17 protein-coding genes are annotated in these 19,988 nt (G+C 69.5%); 7 read left to right on the top strand and 10 right to left on the bottom strand.

Features of this window, described 5'->3' with window-relative positions; translation table 11 throughout:
- Positions 1-43: 43 nt before the first annotated feature.
- The 3 genes from AB0J78_RS19600 to AB0J78_RS19590 all read left to right on the top strand — a co-directional run bounded on the left by AB0J78_RS19600 (position 44) and on the right by AB0J78_RS19590 (position 3,298).
- On the top strand, positions 44-280 hold the full coding sequence (locus AB0J78_RS19600) for a hypothetical protein (protein ID WP_363790903.1): 237 nt from the start codon (positions 44-46) through the stop codon (positions 278-280).
- A 192-nt stretch (positions 281-472) separates the two neighbouring features.
- Complete coding sequence (locus AB0J78_RS19595; RefSeq protein WP_363790901.1) at positions 473-2,803, top strand: molybdopterin cofactor-binding domain-containing protein; 2,331 nt, start codon at positions 473-475, stop codon at positions 2,801-2,803.
- 18 nt (positions 2,804-2,821) lie between these two features.
- The gene (locus tag AB0J78_RS19590; protein ID WP_363790899.1) at positions 2,822-3,298 is read left to right on the top strand and encodes a 2Fe-2S iron-sulfur cluster-binding protein; all 477 of its coding nucleotides are present in this window, start codon (positions 2,822-2,824) and stop codon (positions 3,296-3,298) included.
- An 11-nt stretch (positions 3,299-3,309) separates the two neighbouring features.
- Here the strand turns inward: AB0J78_RS19590 and AB0J78_RS19585 are convergent, their stop codons facing one another.
- Positions 3,310-4,266 (bottom strand): LCP family protein, encoded by a 957-nt coding sequence (locus AB0J78_RS19585; protein ID WP_363790897.1) that lies wholly within the window; start codon positions 4,264-4,266, stop codon positions 3,310-3,312.
- A 144-nt stretch (positions 4,267-4,410) separates the two neighbouring features.
- Here AB0J78_RS19585 and AB0J78_RS19580 point away from each other — a divergent pair, with 144 nt between their 5' ends.
- Together AB0J78_RS19580 and AB0J78_RS19575 are read left to right on the top strand one after the other, a co-directional pair.
- Positions 4,411-4,755, top strand: a complete 345-nt coding sequence (locus AB0J78_RS19580; protein ID WP_363790895.1) for a hypothetical protein — start codon at positions 4,411-4,413, stop codon at positions 4,753-4,755.
- A gap of 12 nt (positions 4,756-4,767) precedes the next feature.
- Entirely contained in the window at positions 4,768-6,852 is a 2,085-nt protein-coding gene (locus AB0J78_RS19575; protein ID WP_363790893.1) for a glycosyltransferase, read from the top strand.
- 127 nt (positions 6,853-6,979) lie between these two features.
- Here AB0J78_RS19575 and AB0J78_RS19570 read toward each other — a convergent pair whose 3' ends face one another.
- Both AB0J78_RS19570 and AB0J78_RS19565 read right to left on the bottom strand, forming a co-directional pair.
- Positions 6,980-8,419 (bottom strand): Nramp family divalent metal transporter, encoded by a 1,440-nt coding sequence (locus AB0J78_RS19570; RefSeq protein ID WP_363790891.1) that lies wholly within the window; start codon positions 8,417-8,419, stop codon positions 6,980-6,982.
- Positions 8,420-8,665: 246 nt separating this feature from the next.
- Positions 8,666-9,481, bottom strand: a complete 816-nt coding sequence (locus AB0J78_RS19565; RefSeq protein ID WP_363790889.1) for a hypothetical protein — start codon at positions 9,479-9,481, stop codon at positions 8,666-8,668.
- Between the two features lie 79 nt (positions 9,482-9,560).
- Here AB0J78_RS19565 and AB0J78_RS19560 point away from each other — a divergent pair, with 79 nt between their 5' ends.
- Together AB0J78_RS19560 and AB0J78_RS19555 are read left to right on the top strand one after the other, a co-directional pair.
- The gene (locus AB0J78_RS19560; RefSeq protein ID WP_363790887.1) at positions 9,561-9,743 is read left to right on the top strand and encodes a PspC domain-containing protein; all 183 of its coding nucleotides are present in this window, start codon (positions 9,561-9,563) and stop codon (positions 9,741-9,743) included.
- A 52-nt stretch (positions 9,744-9,795) separates the two neighbouring features.
- Positions 9,796-10,764, top strand: coding sequence for an LLM class flavin-dependent oxidoreductase (locus tag AB0J78_RS19555; RefSeq protein WP_363790885.1), 969 nt, complete (start codon positions 9,796-9,798; stop codon positions 10,762-10,764).
- Between the two features lie 64 nt (positions 10,765-10,828).
- Here the strand turns inward: AB0J78_RS19555 and AB0J78_RS19550 are convergent, their stop codons facing one another.
- From AB0J78_RS19550 to AB0J78_RS19520, 7 genes are all read right to left on the bottom strand, one after another.
- A complete protein-coding gene (locus tag AB0J78_RS19550; protein WP_363790883.1) occupies positions 10,829-12,808 on the bottom strand; it encodes an APC family permease in 1,980 nt (659 codons plus the stop codon).
- 210 nt (positions 12,809-13,018) lie between these two features.
- Positions 13,019-13,774, bottom strand: coding sequence for an ectoine/hydroxyectoine ABC transporter ATP-binding protein EhuA (ehuA, locus tag AB0J78_RS19545; protein ID WP_363791121.1), 756 nt, complete (start codon positions 13,772-13,774; stop codon positions 13,019-13,021).
- Positions 13,775-13,778: 4 nt separating this feature from the next.
- Positions 13,779-14,435 (bottom strand): ectoine/hydroxyectoine ABC transporter permease subunit EhuD, encoded by a 657-nt coding sequence (gene ehuD, locus AB0J78_RS19540; RefSeq protein ID WP_363790881.1) that lies wholly within the window; start codon positions 14,433-14,435, stop codon positions 13,779-13,781.
- Positions 14,432-15,133: an ectoine/hydroxyectoine ABC transporter permease subunit EhuC gene (gene ehuC / locus AB0J78_RS19535; RefSeq protein ID WP_363790879.1), complete on the bottom strand. Its 702-nt coding sequence runs from the start codon at positions 15,131-15,133 to the stop codon at positions 14,432-14,434. The genes ehuD and ehuC overlap by 4 nt, the downstream gene beginning before the upstream one ends.
- A gap of 7 nt (positions 15,134-15,140) precedes the next feature.
- A complete protein-coding gene (gene ehuB, locus AB0J78_RS19530; RefSeq protein WP_363790877.1) occupies positions 15,141-16,025 on the bottom strand; it encodes an ectoine/hydroxyectoine ABC transporter substrate-binding protein EhuB in 885 nt (294 codons plus the stop codon).
- Between the two features lie 245 nt (positions 16,026-16,270).
- Positions 16,271-17,371, bottom strand: a complete 1,101-nt coding sequence (locus tag AB0J78_RS19525) for an acetate/propionate family kinase (RefSeq protein ID WP_363790875.1) — start codon at positions 17,369-17,371, stop codon at positions 16,271-16,273.
- Positions 17,356-19,731, bottom strand: coding sequence for a phosphoketolase family protein (locus AB0J78_RS19520; protein WP_363791119.1), 2,376 nt, complete (start codon positions 19,729-19,731; stop codon positions 17,356-17,358). Before AB0J78_RS19520 ends, AB0J78_RS19525 begins: the two co-directional genes overlap by 16 nt.
- Between the last annotated feature and the right edge of the window lie 257 nt (positions 19,732-19,988).

Genomic DNA, 19,988 nt, shown 5'->3' with positions numbered 1-19,988 from the left:
GATCCCGCTGTTCTTCGATTGACTGCTGGAATGGCCTGGGTGGGTGGTGGTTCCGCTGTTGGTAGCCGCCGGGTGGGGCGTGTTCAAGAAGCTGGCCGGTGGGTTGCCTACGCCGTCGGACCACGTGGGTATGCTGCTCGATCAACTCGGGTTGCACGGTGAGCGAAACAACGTGCGGAGGCTGACCGCGCACCGCTTCGCCAAGTACATCGAGGCGGCCGGGCACCCTCAGGTGGCCGAGGACGTTCGGCGGCGTTTCGACTCCCCCGGAGAGCCGTGAAACGGACGGCGAATTAGGCACTTTGCTCGCTTGACGTGATCGTGATCTTGATCCAGGGCCGAGCCGTTGACCTGTTCAACGTTCAACGTTACAGTTCCGCTGTTCGAACGGCTTGGGGTGTCGATTTTCCCAGGTCACGCCCACCATTCCGGCTGCCGGACCCGCGGATGCGTCCGGTGGAAGGGGAGCGAGATGACGACCGCAGACCGATCCTCACCGTCCCCTTCGCGGCCCGCAGAATCCCACGCCGTCGGACGGCGGGGTTTCCTCGGATACGTGCTGGCCGCGCCGACGCTGGTCGCCGCCGCCGATCTGAACCTGCGTGCCCCGGCGGCGGAAGCCCAAGGGCTGCCACCGGTTCCCTCCCCCGCCATCGCCGAGATCGCCGACCTCAGCGACATGCTGGAGTACTCGGCCGCGCCCACCGCGAACCTCATCACCGTCACGGTGAACACCGACGGCACCGTGTCCTTCGAGCTGCCGCGCGCCGAGGTCGGCCAGGGCATCACCACCTCCACCGCGATGATGATCGCCGAGGAGATGGATGTGCCGGTCGAGAACGTCCACGTCACCCTCGCCGACGCCCGGCCGGAGCTGGTGTTCAACCAGATCACCGGCGGTTCCGGCACCACGCTGTCGACCTACACGCCGATCCGCGTCGCCGCAGCCGTGGCGCGCGGGCGCCTGCTGCAGGCCGCCGCCGTCGAGCTGGAGCAGGCGGTGGCGACGCTGCGCCTCAAGCAGGGCATCATCACCGACCTGCTGGGCAACAGCATCGGCATCGGCGAGCTCGCCAAGAAGGCCGCGAGCATGCGCACCGAGGAAGTTCCGGTGCGGCTCAAGGCGAACGAGGACTTCTCGGTCATCGGGACCCCGCACAACCGCGTGGACGCGCTCGCCGCGGTGACCGGCCGGAAGAAGTTCGCGATGGACCTCAAGATCCCGGGCGCGCTGCCGACGATGGTGTGCAGGCCGCCGACGCTCAACGGCGAGGTCGGTTCGGTGCGCAACACCGACGCGGTGGCCACCATGCCGGGTGTCACCGACGTCGTCGCGATCTCGACCGGCGTCGCCGTGCGGGCGGAGACCTTCGGGCAGTGCATCGACGCCGTGCGCGCGCTGGAGGTCGACTGGGAACCCGGTACGGCCGAGGGCAAATCGGACGCATCGGTGCTCGACGAGTTGCGGGCGGCCGAGATCCCGCTGGCGGCGCCGAAGGGCGAGTCCAGCGTCGAGGGCGACTTCACCTTCTTCTTCCGCAGCAACAGCGCGTTGGAGACCAACTGCGCGATCGCCGACGTGCGGCGGGACCGGGCCGAGATCTGGTCGGCCCAGAAGAACCCGATCGTCACCAAGGAGACCATCGCCGCGCAGCACGGGATTCCGCTCGACGCGGTCAAGGTGCACGTCACCGAAGGCGGCGGATCGTTCGGGCGGAAGCTGTTCAACGACGGCGCCATGGAGGCCGCCGAGATCTCCCGCAAGATCGGCAAGCCGGTCAAGCTGATGTGGCACCGCGCCGACGACTCCCGCCAGGGCCGCACCCACCCGATGGCGACCTCGCGGGTGCGGGTGGGCGTCGCCGGTGACGGCGTGCTCAGCTACGAGCAGCGGCACACCAGCGTGTTCACCGATTTCAGCCACGGCTTCGGCGAGATCATCACCGCCAGCGCGGCGAAGCTGCCGGTCGCGGACGCGTCGTTCTCGCAGACCATCTTCACCTACACCCAGACCATGCCCTACGGCTTCGGGGCGACCACGCAGCTGCTCAACGAGACCGATCGCGGTTTCAACACCGGCAGCATGCGCAACATCTACTCCCCCGACGTCACCACCGCGCGGGAGCTGATCGTCGACCAGCTGGCCGCGAAGATGGGCGAGGACCCCTACCGGTTCCGGCAGCGGTACCTGCAGGAGGAGCGGCTCAAGGCCGTGCTGGACCAGGTCGCCGAGGCGGGCCGGTGGGGCCGGTCGATGCCGGAGAACACGGCGCAGGGCATCGCGGTGCACACCGAGTACCGGGCGACGATCGCGACGCTGGTGGAGATCGACTGCACGCCCGAGACGGTGAACCGGCCGATCCGCGACGCCGTCGCCGGCCCGCGCGTCACCAAGGCGGTCTGCGCGGTGGACGTCGGGCTCGCGGTCAACCCGCGCGGCCTGGAGGCCCAGATCATGGGCGGCATCAACGACGGCATCGCCAACGCGCTGACCTCCAGCCTGCACCTGACCGACGGGTACTTCCTGGAAGCCAGCTGGGACAACTACTTCTACACCCGGCAGTGGAACTCGCCGCCGGAGCTGGAGATCATCGTCATGCCGCCGACGACCGGCAAGCCCGGTGGCGCCGGTGAGCTCGGGGTCGCCTCGGCCATGGCGGCGGTGGCCTGCGCCTACGCCCGCGCGACCGGTTCGGTCCCGACGAGCTTCCCGATCAACCACGGCACGTTGTCGTTCGAGCCGAAGCCGAACGTGCCGCCGATCCCGGAGTCGCCCACCGACGGCCTGCGCTACGCGCAGTGAGGACCTGGAGGAATTCTCGTGCCTGAGCACACCTTTCGACTCAACGGTGAACAGGTCACCGTCGACGTCGCCGACGACGTGCGGGTGCTGTGGGTGCTGCGCGACCTGCTGGGCGTGACCGGGCCGAAGTACGGCTGCGGCATCAACGTCTGCAAGGCGTGCACCAGCCACATCAACGGCAAGGCGTTCAACCCGTGCTCGGTCTCGGTCGGCGACATCTCCGCCGAGGACGAGATCACCACGATCGAGGGCCTGCCCGACACCGCCGACGCCGAGCTGCACCCGATGCAGCAGGCGTGGCTGGATCAGGACGTCGCGCAGTGCGGCTACTGCCAGCCGGGCCAGATCATGGCGGCGGTGGCCCTGGTGCGGCGCGCTGCCGCCGGGGGACGCCAGATCACCGAGGCGGACCTCGACTCGATCCGCAACATCTGCCGCTGCGGCACGTACTTCCGCATCCGCGAGGCCATCAAGGAGGGCGCCGCGAAGATGTGACCGCCCGCGCGTCACGGCGGCAGCGGCCGGTCGTGGCGGAGGGCGTCGAACAGCGCGGCGGCTCGCGGTTCGTCCCATCGCAGCACCGACCCGACGCCGGGCACCTCGGCAGAGCCGCCGATCGGCACCGCGGCGGTGGTCAGCCCGGTGCCCACCAGGCTCGCCTGGTAACCGAGTTGCCCGAGGTCGTCGAGGTGGTCGGGATCACCGATGGTCACCGCGTCGGCAAGCCGCCAGGTCATCGGCACCGAGCTCAGCGGGTTCAGCAGGACCTCCCGGCTGGTGGCCTTGTCCACCAGCGCGGTGAGGAACTGGCGCTGGTGCTCGGCGCGCTGCAGGTCACCACCTGCGAAGTTCCGGGTGCGCACGAATCCCAGCGCCTGCGGCCCGGTCAGCTCGCGGCAACCGGCGGGCAGCGACAGCGAGATCTTGGGGTCCTCGATCGGCTGCGGCAGGCAGATCCGCACGCCGCCGATCGCGTCGACGACCCCGGCGAAACCTCCGAGCCCGATCTCCAGGTAGTGGTCGATGCGCAATCCGGTGCGCTCCTCCACGGTGCGCGAGAGCAGCGCGGGACCGCCGCTGGAGTAGGCCGCGTTGAGCTTGTCGGGACCGTGGCCGTGGATGTCGACCAGCGAGTCTCGCGGCAGGCTGACCAGCGTCGGAGCCCCTGAGCCTGCCGGGATGTGCAGCAGCATCACCGTGTCGGTGCGCGCACCGGCGGCATCGGCGGTGCCACCGGTGACCAGGTCCTGCTCCTCTTCCTGCGAGAGGCCCGCGCGGCTGTCGGAACCGACGAGCAGCCAGTTGGTGCCGCTGGCGGGCGCGAGGCGTCCGGCGTAGTCGGTGACCGCCGGGACTCGCGTCAGGGCGTGGTCGACGTAGCTCGTCCCGCCCAGCGCGATCAACGCGAGCACGACCAGGGCGCGCGTGAGCGACCTGATCGCCCGCCGCAAGAACTTCCTCACCGCGTGTGTTCACTCCTGTTGTCGGGTGACCTCGCGCACCACCCCGACAACCAGCGCGCCTTGGATCAAAGTGACCTTAACGTTATCGTACCGAGCTTGGATCACCAGAACGAGTGAACGACAACCCCGACATTCGGAGTACCGATGCCCTACCGAGACCACCGGACGTCCCGGCAAGGCTCGCAAACCCGGCACCGGCACCGGCGCCGCCCGGGCTCGGTCCTGGTGCGCACCGAGCGTGCCGATCCCGCGAGCTACCGAGGAGCGGAAACCGTCGGCCTGTCCCCCGACCGACAGCTCCAACGGCACTACCACCCGGCGGACCCGGTGTTCGTCGACCGCAGCGGCCGACGGCGCCGCGCGGTGCGGCGCTTCGTCGTGCTGACCAGCCTCGTGCTGGCCGGCCTCGCCCTGCTGCTGTCCGCCGCGATGCTCGACTCCCCCACCCCGGCTCCCCCGCTGCCCGCCGCCCCCGAAGCCATCCGCTGATTCGGAAACCCCTTGCCCCGAACCCCGAAACCCCGAACCCCTCGATCCCACTGGCTGCTGCTCGGCTTGGTGCTGCTCGCGATCTGCGGCCTGCTCGGCCTCGACGTGCTCCTCAGCCGCGCCGGAACCCCGAGCACGCCGAGCGGCAGCAGGCAGTTCGTCCCCCCAACGGCCTTCGACAACGGGTCGGTGATCGACCCGCGCGAACCCACCGTGCGGACGGTGCCACCGCGCGCGGTGGCGCTCACCTTCGCCGAAGGACCCGATCCGCAGTGGACACCGCAGGTCCTGGAAGCCCTCGCCCGGCACCAGGTCCACGCCACGTTCTTCGTCACCGGCGCGCAGGCGGCGCGCAATCCCGGACTGGTCCGGGAGATCGTCGAAGCCGGGCACGAGATCGGGAACCACACCCTCACCCGCACCGACCTGCGGCAGGCCGGCTCCCAGCGGATCCAGCTGGAGCTGCAGTCCACCGACCTCGCCCTCGCCGGAGCCGCCGGGATCACCACGACGCTCGCCCAACCGCCCTACCTGACCTCCGGTTCGCTCGACGGGGCGGCGTGGAACTCGTTGCTGCGCATCGGAAACCACGGACACCAGGTGGTGGTCCCCGACCGGGACTCGCAGGACTGGCGCGGCCAGGACACCGAGGCGGTGCTGGCCGCCGCCACGCCGCGCGACGATCGCGGCACGGTGCTGCTGATGCACGACACGGCAGGAGCCGACATGGTCGCAGCGCTCGACCGGCTGCTGCCCGAGCTGAAGAACACCGGACGGCAGGTGGACTCGGTCGGCGCGACCTTCGGCCTGCCCGTCACCGCCGTCCCGGCCGGTCTGCTCGACCGGGTCGCCGGTTCGCTGTTCGTCGGCGTGGTGGTGCTGTCGGCCTGGCTGGCCGACGCGCTGCGCGCGCTGCTGTGGGCAGCGGCGGCGCTGGGCATCCTGCGCACGGTGTTCGTGCTGGTCCTCGCCCCGATTCAACGGTGGCGGTCGCGCCGTTGGACACCTCCGTGGCAGATCAGCCAGCGGGTCGGCGTCATCGTTCCCGCCTACAACGAGCAGGCCGGGATCGCCTCCACCGTGCGCACGATCCTGGCCTCCGACCACCCGGTCGAGGTCATCGTCGTCGACGACGGTTCCACCGACCGCACCGCCGAGATCGTCGACCGGCTGCGCGGGCGGCACCCGCACCTCCGGCTGATCCGGCAGCGCAACGCCGGCAAGGCCGCCGCGCTCAACGCCGGACTGGCCGCCGCCCGCTCCGAGCTGGTGGTGGTCGTCGACGGCGACACGATCCTCGAACCGGACGCCGTGTCGCGGATGGTCGCGCACTTCACCAACCCGTCGGTGGGCGCGGTCTCCGGCAACGTCAAGGTCGGCAACCGCGGCAACATGCTGGGCCGCTGGCAGCACATCGAGTACGTGATCGGCTTCAACCTGGACCGCCGGGTCTACGAGATGCTGGGCTGCACACCCACCATCCCGGGCGCGCTCGGGGCGTTCCGGCGCTCGGCCGTGCTGGCCGTGGGCGGCGTCAGCGACGACACGCTGGCCGAGGACACCGACCTGACCATGGCCCTGGAGCGGGACGGCTGGCACATGGCCTACGAGGAGCACGCGATCTCGTGGACCGAGGCACCCGCCACCACCGGTCAGCTCTGGAAGCAGCGCTACCGCTGGTGCTACGGGACGCTGCAGGCCGCCTGGAAGCACCGGCGAGCGGTGCTGGAGCGCGGTCCGGGCGGCAGGCTCGGCCGCCTCGGCCTGCCCTACCTGCTGGTGTTCCAGGTGGTGCTGCAGGTCATCGCCCCGGTCGTGGACGTGGCCGCGTTCTTCGCGCTGTTCACCGCCGAGGCGTGGACCTTCGGCCTGACCTGGCTGGGATTCCTCGCGATGCAGCTGCTGCCGGGGATCATCGCGTTCCGGATGGACGGCGAACGGCTGCGCCCGCTGTGGGCCCTGCCGCTGCAGCAGGTCGTCTACCGGCAGCTGATGTACCTGGTGGTGGTGCAGTCGGTGATCACGGCGCTGGCGGGCGCCCGTCTGCCGTGGCAGAAGCTCGACCGCCGAGGACAACTCACCCCGGCTCGCAGATAGACGAACCCGCAGGTGAGCGCGTTATCCTGGAGGTGCCGGCGGGCGCTCCGCGCTGGCACGTGGAGCATTCGGGCCCCGCGCGGCGGAGCCTCCGGTCCGAGCGACCGGAGGCTTCCCGCCGGAGGGCTCAACCGCCGAGCAGCTTATCGATCTGCTGGTGGACGGTCAGGACCGCCATCACGCCGAAGAGGATGATCGACCAGACGAGCGCGCCGAGGCGGACGCCGGTGACGCGGATCGGCGCGGGCAGCATCTTGCGGTTGATGGCGATCAGCAGCCCGGAGTAGATGAACATCATGACGCCGTTGGTGCAGGCCGAGATGATGGCCAGCAGCAGCGGCTGCCCCATGCCGACGGCGATGACGACCATGCCGGTGGCGCACAGCGACCAGACCAGGATCGCGTAGACCTTGCTCTCGGAGGCGTCCGGGAAGTAGCTCGTCTTGAGCACGTCCGCGGCGAGTCGGCAGGTGTAGTCGACGATGCCCAAGGCCGCCGCGAACAGCGAGAACGCGCCCACGATCCAGAAGAAGTAGCCGAACCAGCCGCCGGCCATGGCCGACATCTTCTCGCCCTGGATGCGCAGGAACGACACGTCGTTCTCCAGCCCGGGGTGGCCGAACACGGTGCCGTAGGCCAGCAGCGACATGAACATGATGGACAGGAACGTGATGAGCACGAAGGTCATCAGCTGTTCCTTGTTGGCGAAGCGCCACCACGACTTCCAGCGGTCCATGTTCTCGTCCGTGGCCGGGAAGATGAACCCGGCCCGCCCACGAGCCTCGGTCTCTCCGGTCAGCGGGGAGACGATCTTCGGCACGTAGTGGCCCATTCCGAAGCCCTTGTCCCGGATCCAGTTGCTCTGCACGAGGTTCTGGCCACCACCGGCACCGGCGAACGCCAGAGCGCCCATCAGCACTGCGAAACCCAGCTCCGCGGCGGGGAATCCGGGCTGCGTGACCACGGTGGGCAGTGCCTGCCATGTCTCGGCGCCGATCACGAACAGCGCGCCGATCGCGATGAGCAGCACGATCGCCGCGACCTTGAGCATCTCCGCGCGCTCCAGCGCGGTGTAGACCGCGGGGGCCAGGGTGAGGATCAGCGCCACCAGCAGCAGGATCCCCACCGCCACCAGGGATTTGTCCCCGCCGATCGCGTAGGTGATCAGCGTCGCCGAACTCGTCGCCCACGCGGGCCACAGGTTGGCGAAGAGGGCCATGATCGCGAAGACCAGGCCCCAGTGCTTCCACAGCCGGCTGAAGCCGGTCACCGCGGTCTCACCGGTGGCCAGGGTGTACCGCTCGATCTCCATGTTCAGGAAGTACTGCGTGACCAGGCCCAGCAGCGCTGCCCACACGAAGGTCAGCCCGACCTGGGAGGTGATGTAGGGGAAGAGGATGAACTCACCGGTGGCCAGGCCGACACCCGCCGCGACGATGCCCGGGCCGATCAGCCGCCACTGGTTGCGCGGCGGCGCCGGCAGGTCGCGCACCTGCGGCTGCGGTATGTACTTGTCGGGGAACGCCTTCGCCGGGCTCACCGGGCTCGCCTCGTTGCGATCTGCCATCGTCGGCACCCTTGCTCGTCGTTGTGCTTGTCCTGAGGAAGAGCCAAGGTAAGCGCCCGAACAACAGCCACGCCGAAAAGTAATACTTCTGTCGCCTGCGGCCCCCGCAGGGACGGTTTCCGACCGATCACGGACCGCGCCGGCACCACCTGTCAGCCTGCCCGAACACCGCTCCGGAGAGTGCTTTTCAGGCGGTGGTCGGGGTTTTTCGCGCTGATCGGACGTGGGCCGGACGTTTCGATCCGGTCACCGATCGCCCAGGGCCTTCGAGGCGGAATCCTTCGCCTTCACCGCTCGCTCGTGCTCCTGGCGCGCGGCTTTGAGTTCGCGGCGCCGATCGCGCAGCTCGGAATCGGCGTCGGTCAGCTCCTCGCGGAGGCGTTCGCAGCGCTCCTGCGCCTCCTGGCACGCGGCTTCGGCGCGCTGGAGGGTTTCGTTCGCGGCGTCGAGGTGCTCCTCGGTGTCCCGCAACCGGCGCCGCAGTTCCAGCAGCTGCGCCTCGCCGGAGTCCTCGCTGTCCTTCGCGGATCGCTTCGCGCGGGGTTTCTGGCCGGTGGACTGCCGGCGGATGGCTGCTACGGCGAGGTCGTCGAGGCCGAACCCGCTGTACTCCAGGGGCTTGGTCAGCGTCGCCTCCTGGACCTCAGCGGCGGCCTCGGGGTCGGAGAGCGCGGCCGTGAGCGTTTGTGAGATCTGCTCGCGTCCGGCTTGGGCGAGCTCGTGCCCGCGTTCCGCGGCCAGCTCGACCGCTCGGCCGGTGAGGCGGTCGAGCAGCCGGGTGCGTTCGGCCGCCAGTTCGCGGAGCTCGTCGCCGCGCAGTTCGCGCTGGGCGTTGCGCAGCCGCTCGCCGAGGTCGTGCAGGGCGCGCAGCTCGCCCGGTTCGCGGTCGGCCAGCAGGTTCACCGCCCAGGCCGCCGTGGTGGGTTTGCGCAGCTTCTTGATCCGGTCGGCAAGCTCGGCGTCGCCGGACTCGCGGGCGCGCGCGGCCGCGGCGTCTCGGGCGGTGATGAATTCCACCGGGTCGCCGGTGCGCAGTTCGCGAGCCACTCGTCGCAGGTCCACAACCTCAACGTGCCACCGGTGGAGTTCGCGCGCGAGATTCGCGTTGGCGAGATCGTCCGCGCGCGGGCAGGCTGGAGCCATGACGGCATTGGAGCGTCCTCGCAACGGAAAGATGATCGCCGGCGTGTGCGCGGGCCTCGCCCACCGGTTCGGCCTGCCCGTGTTCCTGGTGCGGCTGGCCTTCGTGATCTCCTGCGTTCTGCCAGGCCCGCAGTTCATCCTCTACATCGTGCTGTGGATCCTGCTGCCGAAGGCCCGCTGAGGGTCACACGCGCCTTCCGGAATCTCTGCGCCCGGAAGGCGTTGTACCCGGGGTGAGTCCTCGTCTGTCAGTGCTGGACCGCTCGCACATCCCGGTCGACGGCAGCGCCCAGGAGGCCCTGCGGGAGACGGTGCGCTTCGCGCAGGAGGTCGAGCGGCTCGGCTACCACCGGTTCTGGGTCGCCGAGCACCACGGAGTGCCCGGCGTCGCCGGAGCCGCCCCGACCGTGCTGGCCTCGGCGGTCGCCGCCGCCACCAGCCGCATCAGGGTCGGAACCGGCGGCGTCATGCTGCCCAACCACCAGCCGCTGGTGGTCGCCGAGCAGTTCGGCGTGCTGGGATCGCTGTTCGGCGACCGCATCGACGTCGGGCTGGGGCGGTCGCTGGGGTTCACCGGCGGCATCCGCAAGGCGCTCGGTGCCGAGGACGCGAACCGCTTCACCGAGCAGCTCACCGAGCTGCTGGCCTACCTCGACGGCGGAGTCGCCGGCGTGCACGCGGTGCCCGCCCAAGGGCTCGACCTGCCGGTGTTCGTGCTGGCCACCCGCAACGCCACCAGCGCCGCCGAGCTCGGCCTGCCGCTGGTCATCGCCTCCCCGCTCGGCGAGCAGAGGATGCTGCGCACGATCGACGAGTACCGGCAGAACTTCCGCCCCTCCCGCCGCGCCGCCGAGCCCTGCGTGGTCGTCGCCCGCTCCATCGCGGTCGCCGACACCACCGAAGCCGCCCGCCGCCTGCTCGTGCCCGAAGCCTGGGCCAACGCCTGGTCGCGCACCAGGGGCGAGTTCCCGCCGCTGGACGACCCGGACCGCGTCCTCGCCCGCGACATGACCGACCGGGAACGCACCCACTTCACCCGGGCCATGCAGGGCCACACCTACGGCACGCCGGACGAGGTCGCGGTCGCCGTGAAGGAGCTCGTCGCCAAGACGGCCGCCGACGAGCTGCTGGTGACCACCACCGCCCACGACCCCGACGACCGCCTCGACTCCTACCGCCTCCTCGCGTCGCTCACCGGGTGACCGACGGCGCACGCTCAGCGGGAACACCTCTGGGCCGATGAGCCGCGGACCATCGAGGACCGCATCAGCTGAGGCCGCGTCGGACGTGGCCTGGGGGGTGGTGTTCGCGGTCGACGTCGCGGCGGTGACTGGAGTCGAGTTGCCAGGGGACGCTGACGACGGCCACGCCGGGCTCGAAGCGCAGCCGCCAGGTCAGCCGCAGGGCGCTCTGGTTGTGCAGCAGGCCTTCCCACCAGTGCCCGACGACGTAATCGGGGATGTAGACGCACACCAGGTCGCGCGGTCCGGAACGGCGCAGCTCCTTGATGCGGTGCACGATCGGTCGGGTGATCTCCCGGTACGGTGACTCCACGACTTCCAGCGGGAAGTCCACGCCGAGGCGTTCCCACTCGCTGCGCAGCAGGTGCGTGTCGGCCTCGTCGACTTCGACGGTCAGCGCGGTGAGCGTGTCCGGCCGGGTGGCGCGGGCGAAGGCCAGCGCGCGCAGCGTCGGCTTGTTCACCGTGGACACCAGGACGACGGCGTGCACCCGACTCGGCGAGGGCAGCTCACCGGACTCCGGTTCCAGCTCGCGGCGAACCTGCCGGTAGTGCCGGTGGATTCCGCGCATCAGCAGGAACAGCAGCGGAATCGCCAGCACCACGAGGTAGGCGCCGTGGGTGAACTTGGTGGCCAGCACGACGCACAGCACGGTGGCCGTGAGCACCGCGCCGACCGCGTTGATCAGCCTGCCTCGGTGGATCGCGGCCCGGTCGCCCGATCCGCGCAGCAGCTCCTGGTTCCAATGCCGAACCATGCCCATCTGGCACAACGTGAAAGACGCGAACACCCCGACGATGTAGAGCTGGATCAGCGCCGTCACCGACCCCCCGAAAGCCGCGATCAAGGCGATCGAGATCACGCCCAGCACGATGATGCCGTTGGAGTGCGCCAGCCGATCGCCGCGAGTGTGCAGCTGTCGCGGCAGGTAGCGGCGCTGGGCGAGCAGCGAGCCGAGCATCGGGAAGCCGTTGAACGCGGTGTTGGCCGCCAGCACCAGGATCAGCGCGGCCCCGGCCTGCACCACGTAGAACATCGCGCTGCCGTCGCCGAACACCGCGGCAGCCAGCTGGGCGATCACGGTTCGCTGACCGCTGCTGCGGCAGTCACCGGGGAACCCGATCAGGTCACACGGGTTCTCAGTCACCCGCACCCCGGCGATCACGGCGAGGGCGGTGACACCGCTGAACAACCCGATCGCCAGACCGCCCATGATGAGCATGGTGCGTCCGGCGTTGCGCTCCTTGGGGCGGCGGAAGGCCGGCACCCCGTTGGAGATCGCCTCGACACCGGTCAGCGCGGTGCAGCCGGAGGCGAACGCGCGCAGCAGCAAGAACACCAGTGCGAGGCCCGTGAGGTCGGTCTGTTCCGGCCGGATGCCCCACCCGGCGCTCTCAGCCACCGGCGGGTGACCGACAGCCGTCTGCACGAGCCCGACCAGCACGGTCGCCCCCATCGCCGTGACGAACAGGTAGGTCGGCAGGGCGAAGGCGCGGCCCGATTCACGGGTACCGCGCAGGTTCAGCGCGGCCAGCAGCGCGACCCCGCCCACCGCCAGCCAGACGCGCGACGGGTACAGCGCGGGCACCGCGGAGACCAGGTTGTCGACGCCCGCGGCGACCGAGACGGCCACCGTCATCACGTAGTCCACCATCAGCGCCGCGGCCACCACCAGGCTCGCGTTCCGCCCGAGGTTGCGGGCCACGACCTCGTAGGACCCGCCGCCGCTGGGATAGGCGTGCACCACCTGCCGGTAGGAGGCGACCACGACCGCCAGCAGAACCACGACTCCCAGCCCCACCCACGGCGCCAGGTGCAGCACCGCCAACCCGCCCAGGGACAGGATCAGCAGGATCTCCTGGGTGGCGTAAGTGACCGAGGACAGCGGGTCGCTGGCGAAGACCGGCAGCGCGAGCCGCTTGGGCAGCAGGGTCTGGCCCATCCGGTCGCTGCGCACCGGAGGTCCGAGCACGAGGCGCTTCAACACCTGCCGAAACGAGGCCATCGCCCCAGGCTAGGTTCGCCTCCGCAGCCCCACCGACGAACTACTCCGTGCGAGTGGTCTTCCGGATTTCAGTGGAAGTCAAGTCCCCGAGTTCCACTGAAACCGAGGTCCAGACTTCCACTGAAATCGGGTTCCGGACTTCCACTGAAATCGGGTTCCCGAGTTCCACTGAAATCTGGTCGTCTCGAGGTGGGGCGGGGTGTGGAGGGGTTATTTGCGTTCGAGGACGGCCTTGAGGAAGCGCTGGGTTCGTTCGTGCTGGGGGTTCTGGAGGATCTGGGACGGGGGCCCGGATTCGACCACCGCGCCGGAGTCGAACATCAGGACGCGGTCGGAGATCTCCTCCGCGAAGCGCATCTCGTGGGTGACCAGCAGCATCGTCATGGCCGTGGTGTGCGCGAGGTCGCGGATGACGGCCAGCACCTCGCCGATGAGCTCCGGGTCCAGCGCCGAGGTGACCTCGTCGAACAGCATCACCTTGGGGCGCATCGCCAGGGCGCGGGCGATGGCGACGCGCTGCTGCTGACCGCCGGAGAGCTGCCCCGGCTTGTGCGACATGTGCTTCTCGAGCCCCACCAGCTGCAGCAGTTCGACGGCGCGCTGCCCGGCCTCGTCGCGGCTCATGCCCAGCACCTGAACCGGCGAGAGGGTCACGTTGTCCAGCACGGTCATGTGCGGGAACAGGTTGAAGTGCTGGAACACCATGCCGATCGTGCGCCGCACCTCGGCCTGCTTCTTCGCATCGAGCCGGGCGCCTTCGCGGCAGTCCCACAGCGGCTGCCCGTCGACCTCGATCAACCCGGTGTCGGGGTTCTCCAGGGTCATCAGCAGCCGCAGGATGGTGGTCTTGCCGGAGCCGCTCGGTCCGATGATGGACACCTTCTCACCCGGCGCCACCGTCAGGTCGAGTTCGCGCAGCACGTGGTTGTCCCCGAAGGACTTCCCCACGCCGGAGAAGGAGATCATCGCCTCATCTGGGGTGGGCAAGACGCAGCTCCAATCGTTTGATCAGCCTCGCCGCGGGCAGGCTGACCGCCAGGAACAGCAGGGCGGCGATGGTCATCGGTTCCAGGTAGCGGTAGCTGCTGGAGCCGATGGCCGTCGCGTGGCCGAGCAGTTCGAACACCGTGATGGCGTGCAGGATCGCGGAATCCTTGAACATCTGCACCAGGTAGTTGCCCAGCGCCGGGATGACGTCGCGGATCGCCTGCGGCAGCACCACGAACCGCCAGCGCTGCCAGTTCGACAGGCTCAGCGCGGTGCACGCCTCCCACTGCCCGACGGCGACGCTCTGGATACCCGCGCGGTACACCTCAGCGGTGTAGGCGCTGTAGTTGAGGCCGATGACGACGATGCCGGTGATCATCGGCGAGAACTGCACCCCGATGCCGGGAAGCACGAAGAACGCGAAGTACGCCTGCACCAGCAGCGGCGTGCCCCGGACGAACAGCACGTAGAAGGTGAACAGCTTGCTGATCACCGGCACTTCGGAGTAGCGCACCACGGCCACGAACAGCCCGACGATCAGCGCGATCGCCATGCCGACGAGCGTGATCTGCACGGTGACCCACAGCCCTTGCAGCAGGAAGGGCACGATCTGCGCGGCGAACGACCAGTCCCAGATCACGACGTCACCCGCCGATCAGGCAGGACGCGCTGCCAGAAGCTCTGCGCCTGCGCCGGCCGGGTCGGGTCGACGCGCCGCTCCAGCCACGAGGAGCCGAGCGAGAGGACGTAGGCGACGACGAAGTAGAGCACCAGGATCGTCCCGAAGACCGCCGCCGTGGCGCCGGTGGTGTTGCGGACCATCTGGGCGGTGAAGGTCAGGTCGGCCACGGTCACCAGCGACACCAGGGAGGTGTTCTTGAGCAGGTCGACCATCACGTTGCCGAAGGGCGGGATCATCGCCGGAACCGCCTGCGGCAGGATGACGAACCGCATCCGCTGGTAGGGGCTCAGGCTCAGCGCGACGGCGCCTTCCCGCTGACCGCGCGGCAGGGCGGTGATCGCGCCGCGCACGATCTCCGCGCCGTAGGCGCCTTCGTTGAGGCCGAGCGCGAGGATCGCCGCGGCGAACGGGACCAGCTGGATCCCGAAGAACGGCAGTGCGAAGAACAGCCAGAACAGCTGCACCAGCATCGACGTCCCGCGGAAGACCTCGATGAACACCGACGCCGGCCAGCTCAGCCAGCGGCGGGGCGACATCCGGGCGATCCCGGCGGCGAAGGCGACCACCACCGCGAGCACCATGCCGGCGATGGTGAGCGCGATGGTGATCAGCAGACCTTCGCCGAGCAGCGGGAAGTAGGGCAGGATCTGCGACATTCGCGGCTCAGCCCGGGACGGCGCAGAGCTGTTCGCGGGTCACGGATCTCGCGGCCTCCCCGGAGAAGCCCCACTTGCCGAGGATCTGGTCGAACTCGGGCGTGGCCTTGAGCGCCTTGAGCTGCTCGTCGTAGGCGGCGACCAGGTCGGCGTCGGCCTGGCGGAAACCGGCGCCCGAGCCGGTCTGCTGCACGTCGGTGATGGCACCGGTGATCTCGATGCCCTCGGTCTTGAGCGCGTTGAGCGACAGGGTCGGCAGGAAGAACGCGTCGGCTCGGCCCGCCTGCACGGCTTCGATTCCGCTGCGGCCGTCGGGAATGTTGACGACCTGCGAGGCCGGGACCCCGGCGGTCTTGAGCGCACCGTCCTCGAAACCGCCCGGCAAGACCGCGATCTTCAGAGCGGGATCGGCCTTCACGGCCGCGATTCCGGTAAGGTTCTTCGGATTGCCCGCGGGCACCGCGAACGATTCGGTGGACACGATTTCCGGTTCGGAGTAGCGGATCTGGCCGCACCGCGACTGCTTCATGAACAGTCCGGCGGCGATGATGTCCCACCGGCTCGCGTTGAGCCCCGGAATCATCGACTCGTAGGGGGTGACGATGCCTTCGATCCGAGGCACGCCCATTCTCTTGAGGACCGCGGCGACCACGTCGGGCTCGGCTCCGGTGACGCTGCCGTCGGGGTTGATCTGGGTGTAGGGCGGCTCGTTGGCGATCGCGATTCGCGCGTAACCCTGCTGCTTGAGTCGGTCCAAGGTGGATCCGGTCGGTTGCCCTGTGCCTGGCTGGGTGAAGCTGCACCCGCCGAGGAAACCGGCGACCGGCACCGCGAGTGCTGCCGCTCCACCGGCGCGGAGCATGTGCCGTCGAGAAATTTCGGTCCTGCTCATCGGCCCCAGACCTCCCTGATACATCGCCCATTCGAGTGATGCGGTTGGGCAGACCGTAAGTCGCCCCTTTGACCCTGTCAACGCGAAAACACACCGTGACGTGTAACCGGCCTGTTTCCACCAATCACGCGAGAGTGCCGAATCGAGAAGCATTTCCAGCGCAAACACCGGACCCAGCACAGCGTGCCGATAACCGGAGGATGTTCTTTCGGATTAATTTAGACACGGACGGGTGAAGATCGAATTCACTCGTGCACCGCCACGGCGACGCGCGATTGCCGCGCGATCTCCAAGTCCTCCCGCGCGCGCACCACGACGCTGCGGGCCGCGGCACCGGCCGCGCTGATCTCGCCCTCCGTCGCGTGGATGTTGTGCGCCGGATCGATGGCCGCCCCGGCGAAGACCAGCGCCGAGCCCACCGCCGCGCGCACCGGCGGCTGGTGCTCGCCGATCCCGCCGGTGAACACCAGGAGGTCCAGCCCGCCGAGCACCGCCAGCATCGCTCCGGCGTGCCGCACCAGGCTGTGCCGGTAGACGTCGAAAGCCGTTGCGGCATCGTGGTCCCCGTTCTCCCGGGCGTCCAGCACGTCGCGGAGGTCGCCGCTCCCGCCCGCCAGACCCGCGACTCCGGACCTCCGCGCCAGGGTCTCGAAGACCTCTTTCGGCGCGATACTCCGGGATTCGATGAGCCAGCCGATGAGACCGGGATCGACGCTGCCGCTCCTGGTGTTCATCACCAGCCCCTCCTCCGGGGTGAATCCCATCGTGGTGTCCACGCAACGGCCGTTGAGCACCGCAGCCATCGACGCCCCGGCCCCGAGGTGGCAGCTCAGCACCTTCCCGCGCACGGGATCCAGACCGGTCAGCTCCGCCCCGCGCCGCACCGCGTAGGCGTGCGACAGCCCGTGAAAACCGTAGCGGCGCAGGGAATACCGCTCGTTCCACTCGCGCGGCAGCGCGTAGGTCGCGGCGGCGGCCGGGAGTCTCGCGTGGAAGGCGGTGTCCACGCACACCACCGACGGCACCCGCGGCGCGATCCGCCGCGCCACCCGGATCCCATCGATCGCGCGCGGCTGGTGCAGCGGCGCGAGGTCGGTGAGCGATTCCAGGTAGGCCTGCACCTCGTCGTCGACGAGCGTGGCTTCGGTGATGCGATCGCCCCCGTGCACCACCCGGTGCCCGATGACCTCGGCGCCGTGCTCGTCGAGGAATTCCTCGATCGGCTCCGGTTCGCCGCCCCAGCGCTCCACGTGCCGGTCGTCGACCAGCTCGTCGCCGTCGAGCAGGGCGAGCTTGAGGCTGCTGGAGCCGGCGTTGACCGTCAGCACCCTCACCGGCCCGGCCAAGACCACTCCCGGATCTCCGGCATGTCCTCGCCGTGCGTGGACACGTAGTGCCGGTGCTCGATCAGCTTGGTCTTCAACGCCTCCCGCGCGTAGGCGGCGCGCGGCCCGAGCCGGGGAACCCGGTCGATGACGTCGATGGCCAGGTTGAACCGGTCGATCTGGTTGAGCACGCACATGTCGAACGGCGTGGTGGTGGTGCCCTCCTCCTTGTACCCGCGCACGTGCAGGTTCTCGTGGTTGCTCCGGCGGTAGGTCAGCCGGTGGATCAGCCACGGGTAGCCGTGGAAGTTGAAGATCACCGGGCGGTCCCGGGTGAACAGGCTGTCGAACTCGGCGTCGGACAGCCCGTGCGGGTGCTCCCGCTCGCCCTGCAGCCGCATCAGGTCCACCACGTTGACCACCCGGATCCGCAGGTCCGGGAACTCGCGCAGCAGCAGGTCCACCGCGGCCAGGGTCTCCATCGTGGGCACGTCGCCCGCGCAGCCCATCACCACGTCGGGATCGCCGTCTTCGTCGCTGGAGGCCCAGTCCCAGATGCCGATCCCCTTGGTGCAGTGCACCACCGCCGACTCCATGTCCAGGTACTGCGGCGCGGGCTGCTTCCCGGCCACCACGACGTTGATGTAGTCGCGGCTGCGCAGGCAGTGGTCGACCACCGACAACAACGTGTTGGTGTCCGGCGGCAGGTAGACCCGCACCACCTCGGCCTTCTTGTTCACCACGTGGTCGATGAACCCCGGGTCCTGGTGGGAGAAGCCGTTGTGGTCCTGCCGCCACACGTGGGAGGTCAGCAGGTAGTTCAGCGAGGCGATCGGCTGCCGCCAGGCCAGCCGCCCGGTGACCTTCAGCCACTTGGCGTGCTGGTTGACCATCGAGTCCACGATGTGCGCGAAAGCCTCGTAGCAGGAGAAGAACCCGTGCCTGCCGGTGAGCAGGTAGCCCTCCAGCCAGCCCTGGCAGGTGTGCTCGGAGAGCACCTCCATCAATCTGCCGTCGCGCGCCAGCGAATCGTCGCCGGGCAGGGTCTCGGCGGCCCAGGTGCGCGCGGTCGCCGCCAGGATCGCGGCCAGCCGGTTGGAGTTGTTCTCGTCCGGCGAGAAGACCCGGAAGTTCCGCTCGTTCTCGTTCAGCCGCATCACGTCCCGGAGGAACCGGCCCAGGACGCGGGTCGCCTCACCGGAGCTCGCGCCCGGCTGCTCCACCTCGACCCCGTAGTCGCGGAACTCCGGCAGCCGCAGAGCGCGCAGCAGGTGCCCGCCGTTGGCGTGCGGGCTGGCGCTCATCCGGCGATCGCCGGTCGGGTTGTGCTCGCGGATCTTGCGCACCGGAGCTCCCGAGGACTCGAACAGTTCCCCGGGCTCGTAGCTGCGCAACCACGACTCCAGCTGCCACAGGTGCTCGGGGTTGCGCCGCGGATCGGAGATCGGCACCTGGTGCGCGCGCCAGGTGCCTGCCACGTACTTGCCGTCGACGGTGTCGGGCCCGGTCCAGCCCTTCGGGGTGCGCAGCACGATCATCGGCCACCGGGGTCGCTGCTGGACGCCTTCCCGCCGCGACCGGCGTTGGATCGCGGAGATCTCGTCGAGGCAGCGGTCCAGCGTCGCGGCGAACAGGTGGTGCATGGGCGCCGGTTCGTCCCCGGCGACGAGGTAGGGCTCGTAGCCGAAACCGCGCAGCATGCCGAGCAGTTCGTCGTCGGGGATGCGGGCCAGGACCGCCGGGCTGGCGATCTTGTAGCCGTTGAGGTGCAGGATCGGCAGCACCGCGCCGTCGGTGGCCGGGTTGAGGAACTTGTTGGAGTGCCAGCTGGTCGCCAGCGGACCCGTCTCGGCCTCGCCGTCGCCGATGACGCAGGGAACGATCAGGTCGGGGTTGTCGAACACCGCCCCGAACGCGTGCGAGAGCGCGTAGCCGAGCTCGCCGCCCTCGTGGATCGACCCCGGCGTCTCGGGCGCCACGTGGCTGGGGATCCCACCGGGGAACGAGAACTGGGTGACCAGCCGCTTCAGGCCGTCGTTGTCCTGGGCGACATCCGGGTAGATCTCGCTGTAGGTGCCTTCCAGCCAGGCCGCCGACACCAGGCCCGGACCGCCGTGACCTGGCCCGATCACGTACATCATGGCGAGGTCGCGCATCCGGATGACCCGGTTGAGGTGCGCGTAGATGAAGTTCAGGCCGGGCGTGGTCCCCCAGTGCCCGAGCAGCCGCGGCTTGATGTGCTCGGGGCGCAGCGGCTCGCGCAGCAGCGGGTTGTCCATCAGGTAGATCTGGCCCGCCGACAGGAAGTTGGCCGCGCGCCACCACAGCTGCAGCCCGTCCAGCTCCTGCGGCTCCAGGTGCTCGCTCACCGCTGGGGTCATCGTCCACCCCGCCTCGGACACCTGCGCATCACTGCTCATCCCCGACCCCCGAACGTCGACCACTCACACAGCCTGGTGCCCCACAGCGCAGGCGCAACTCGGCGCAACGGCGCCAGGTCGTCAGACCTGCGCAGCGGAGGGGCAGGGGCATCGGGGAACGTTGGGCACTGGCGGTTTTGGTCCGAACCGAGCGGGCAAAACGGACTCGATCACGGGTCGGTTTCGGACCAAAACCACCCTGGGACACCGCCGTCGGC

Source organism: Saccharopolyspora sp. NPDC049426, from assembly GCF_040676935.1.
Classification (GTDB): Bacteria; Actinomycetota; Actinomycetes; order Mycobacteriales; family Pseudonocardiaceae; genus Saccharopolyspora.
The sequence above is the reverse complement of the archived record's forward strand: the minus strand, read 5'-3'. Positions and strand labels throughout refer to the sequence as shown.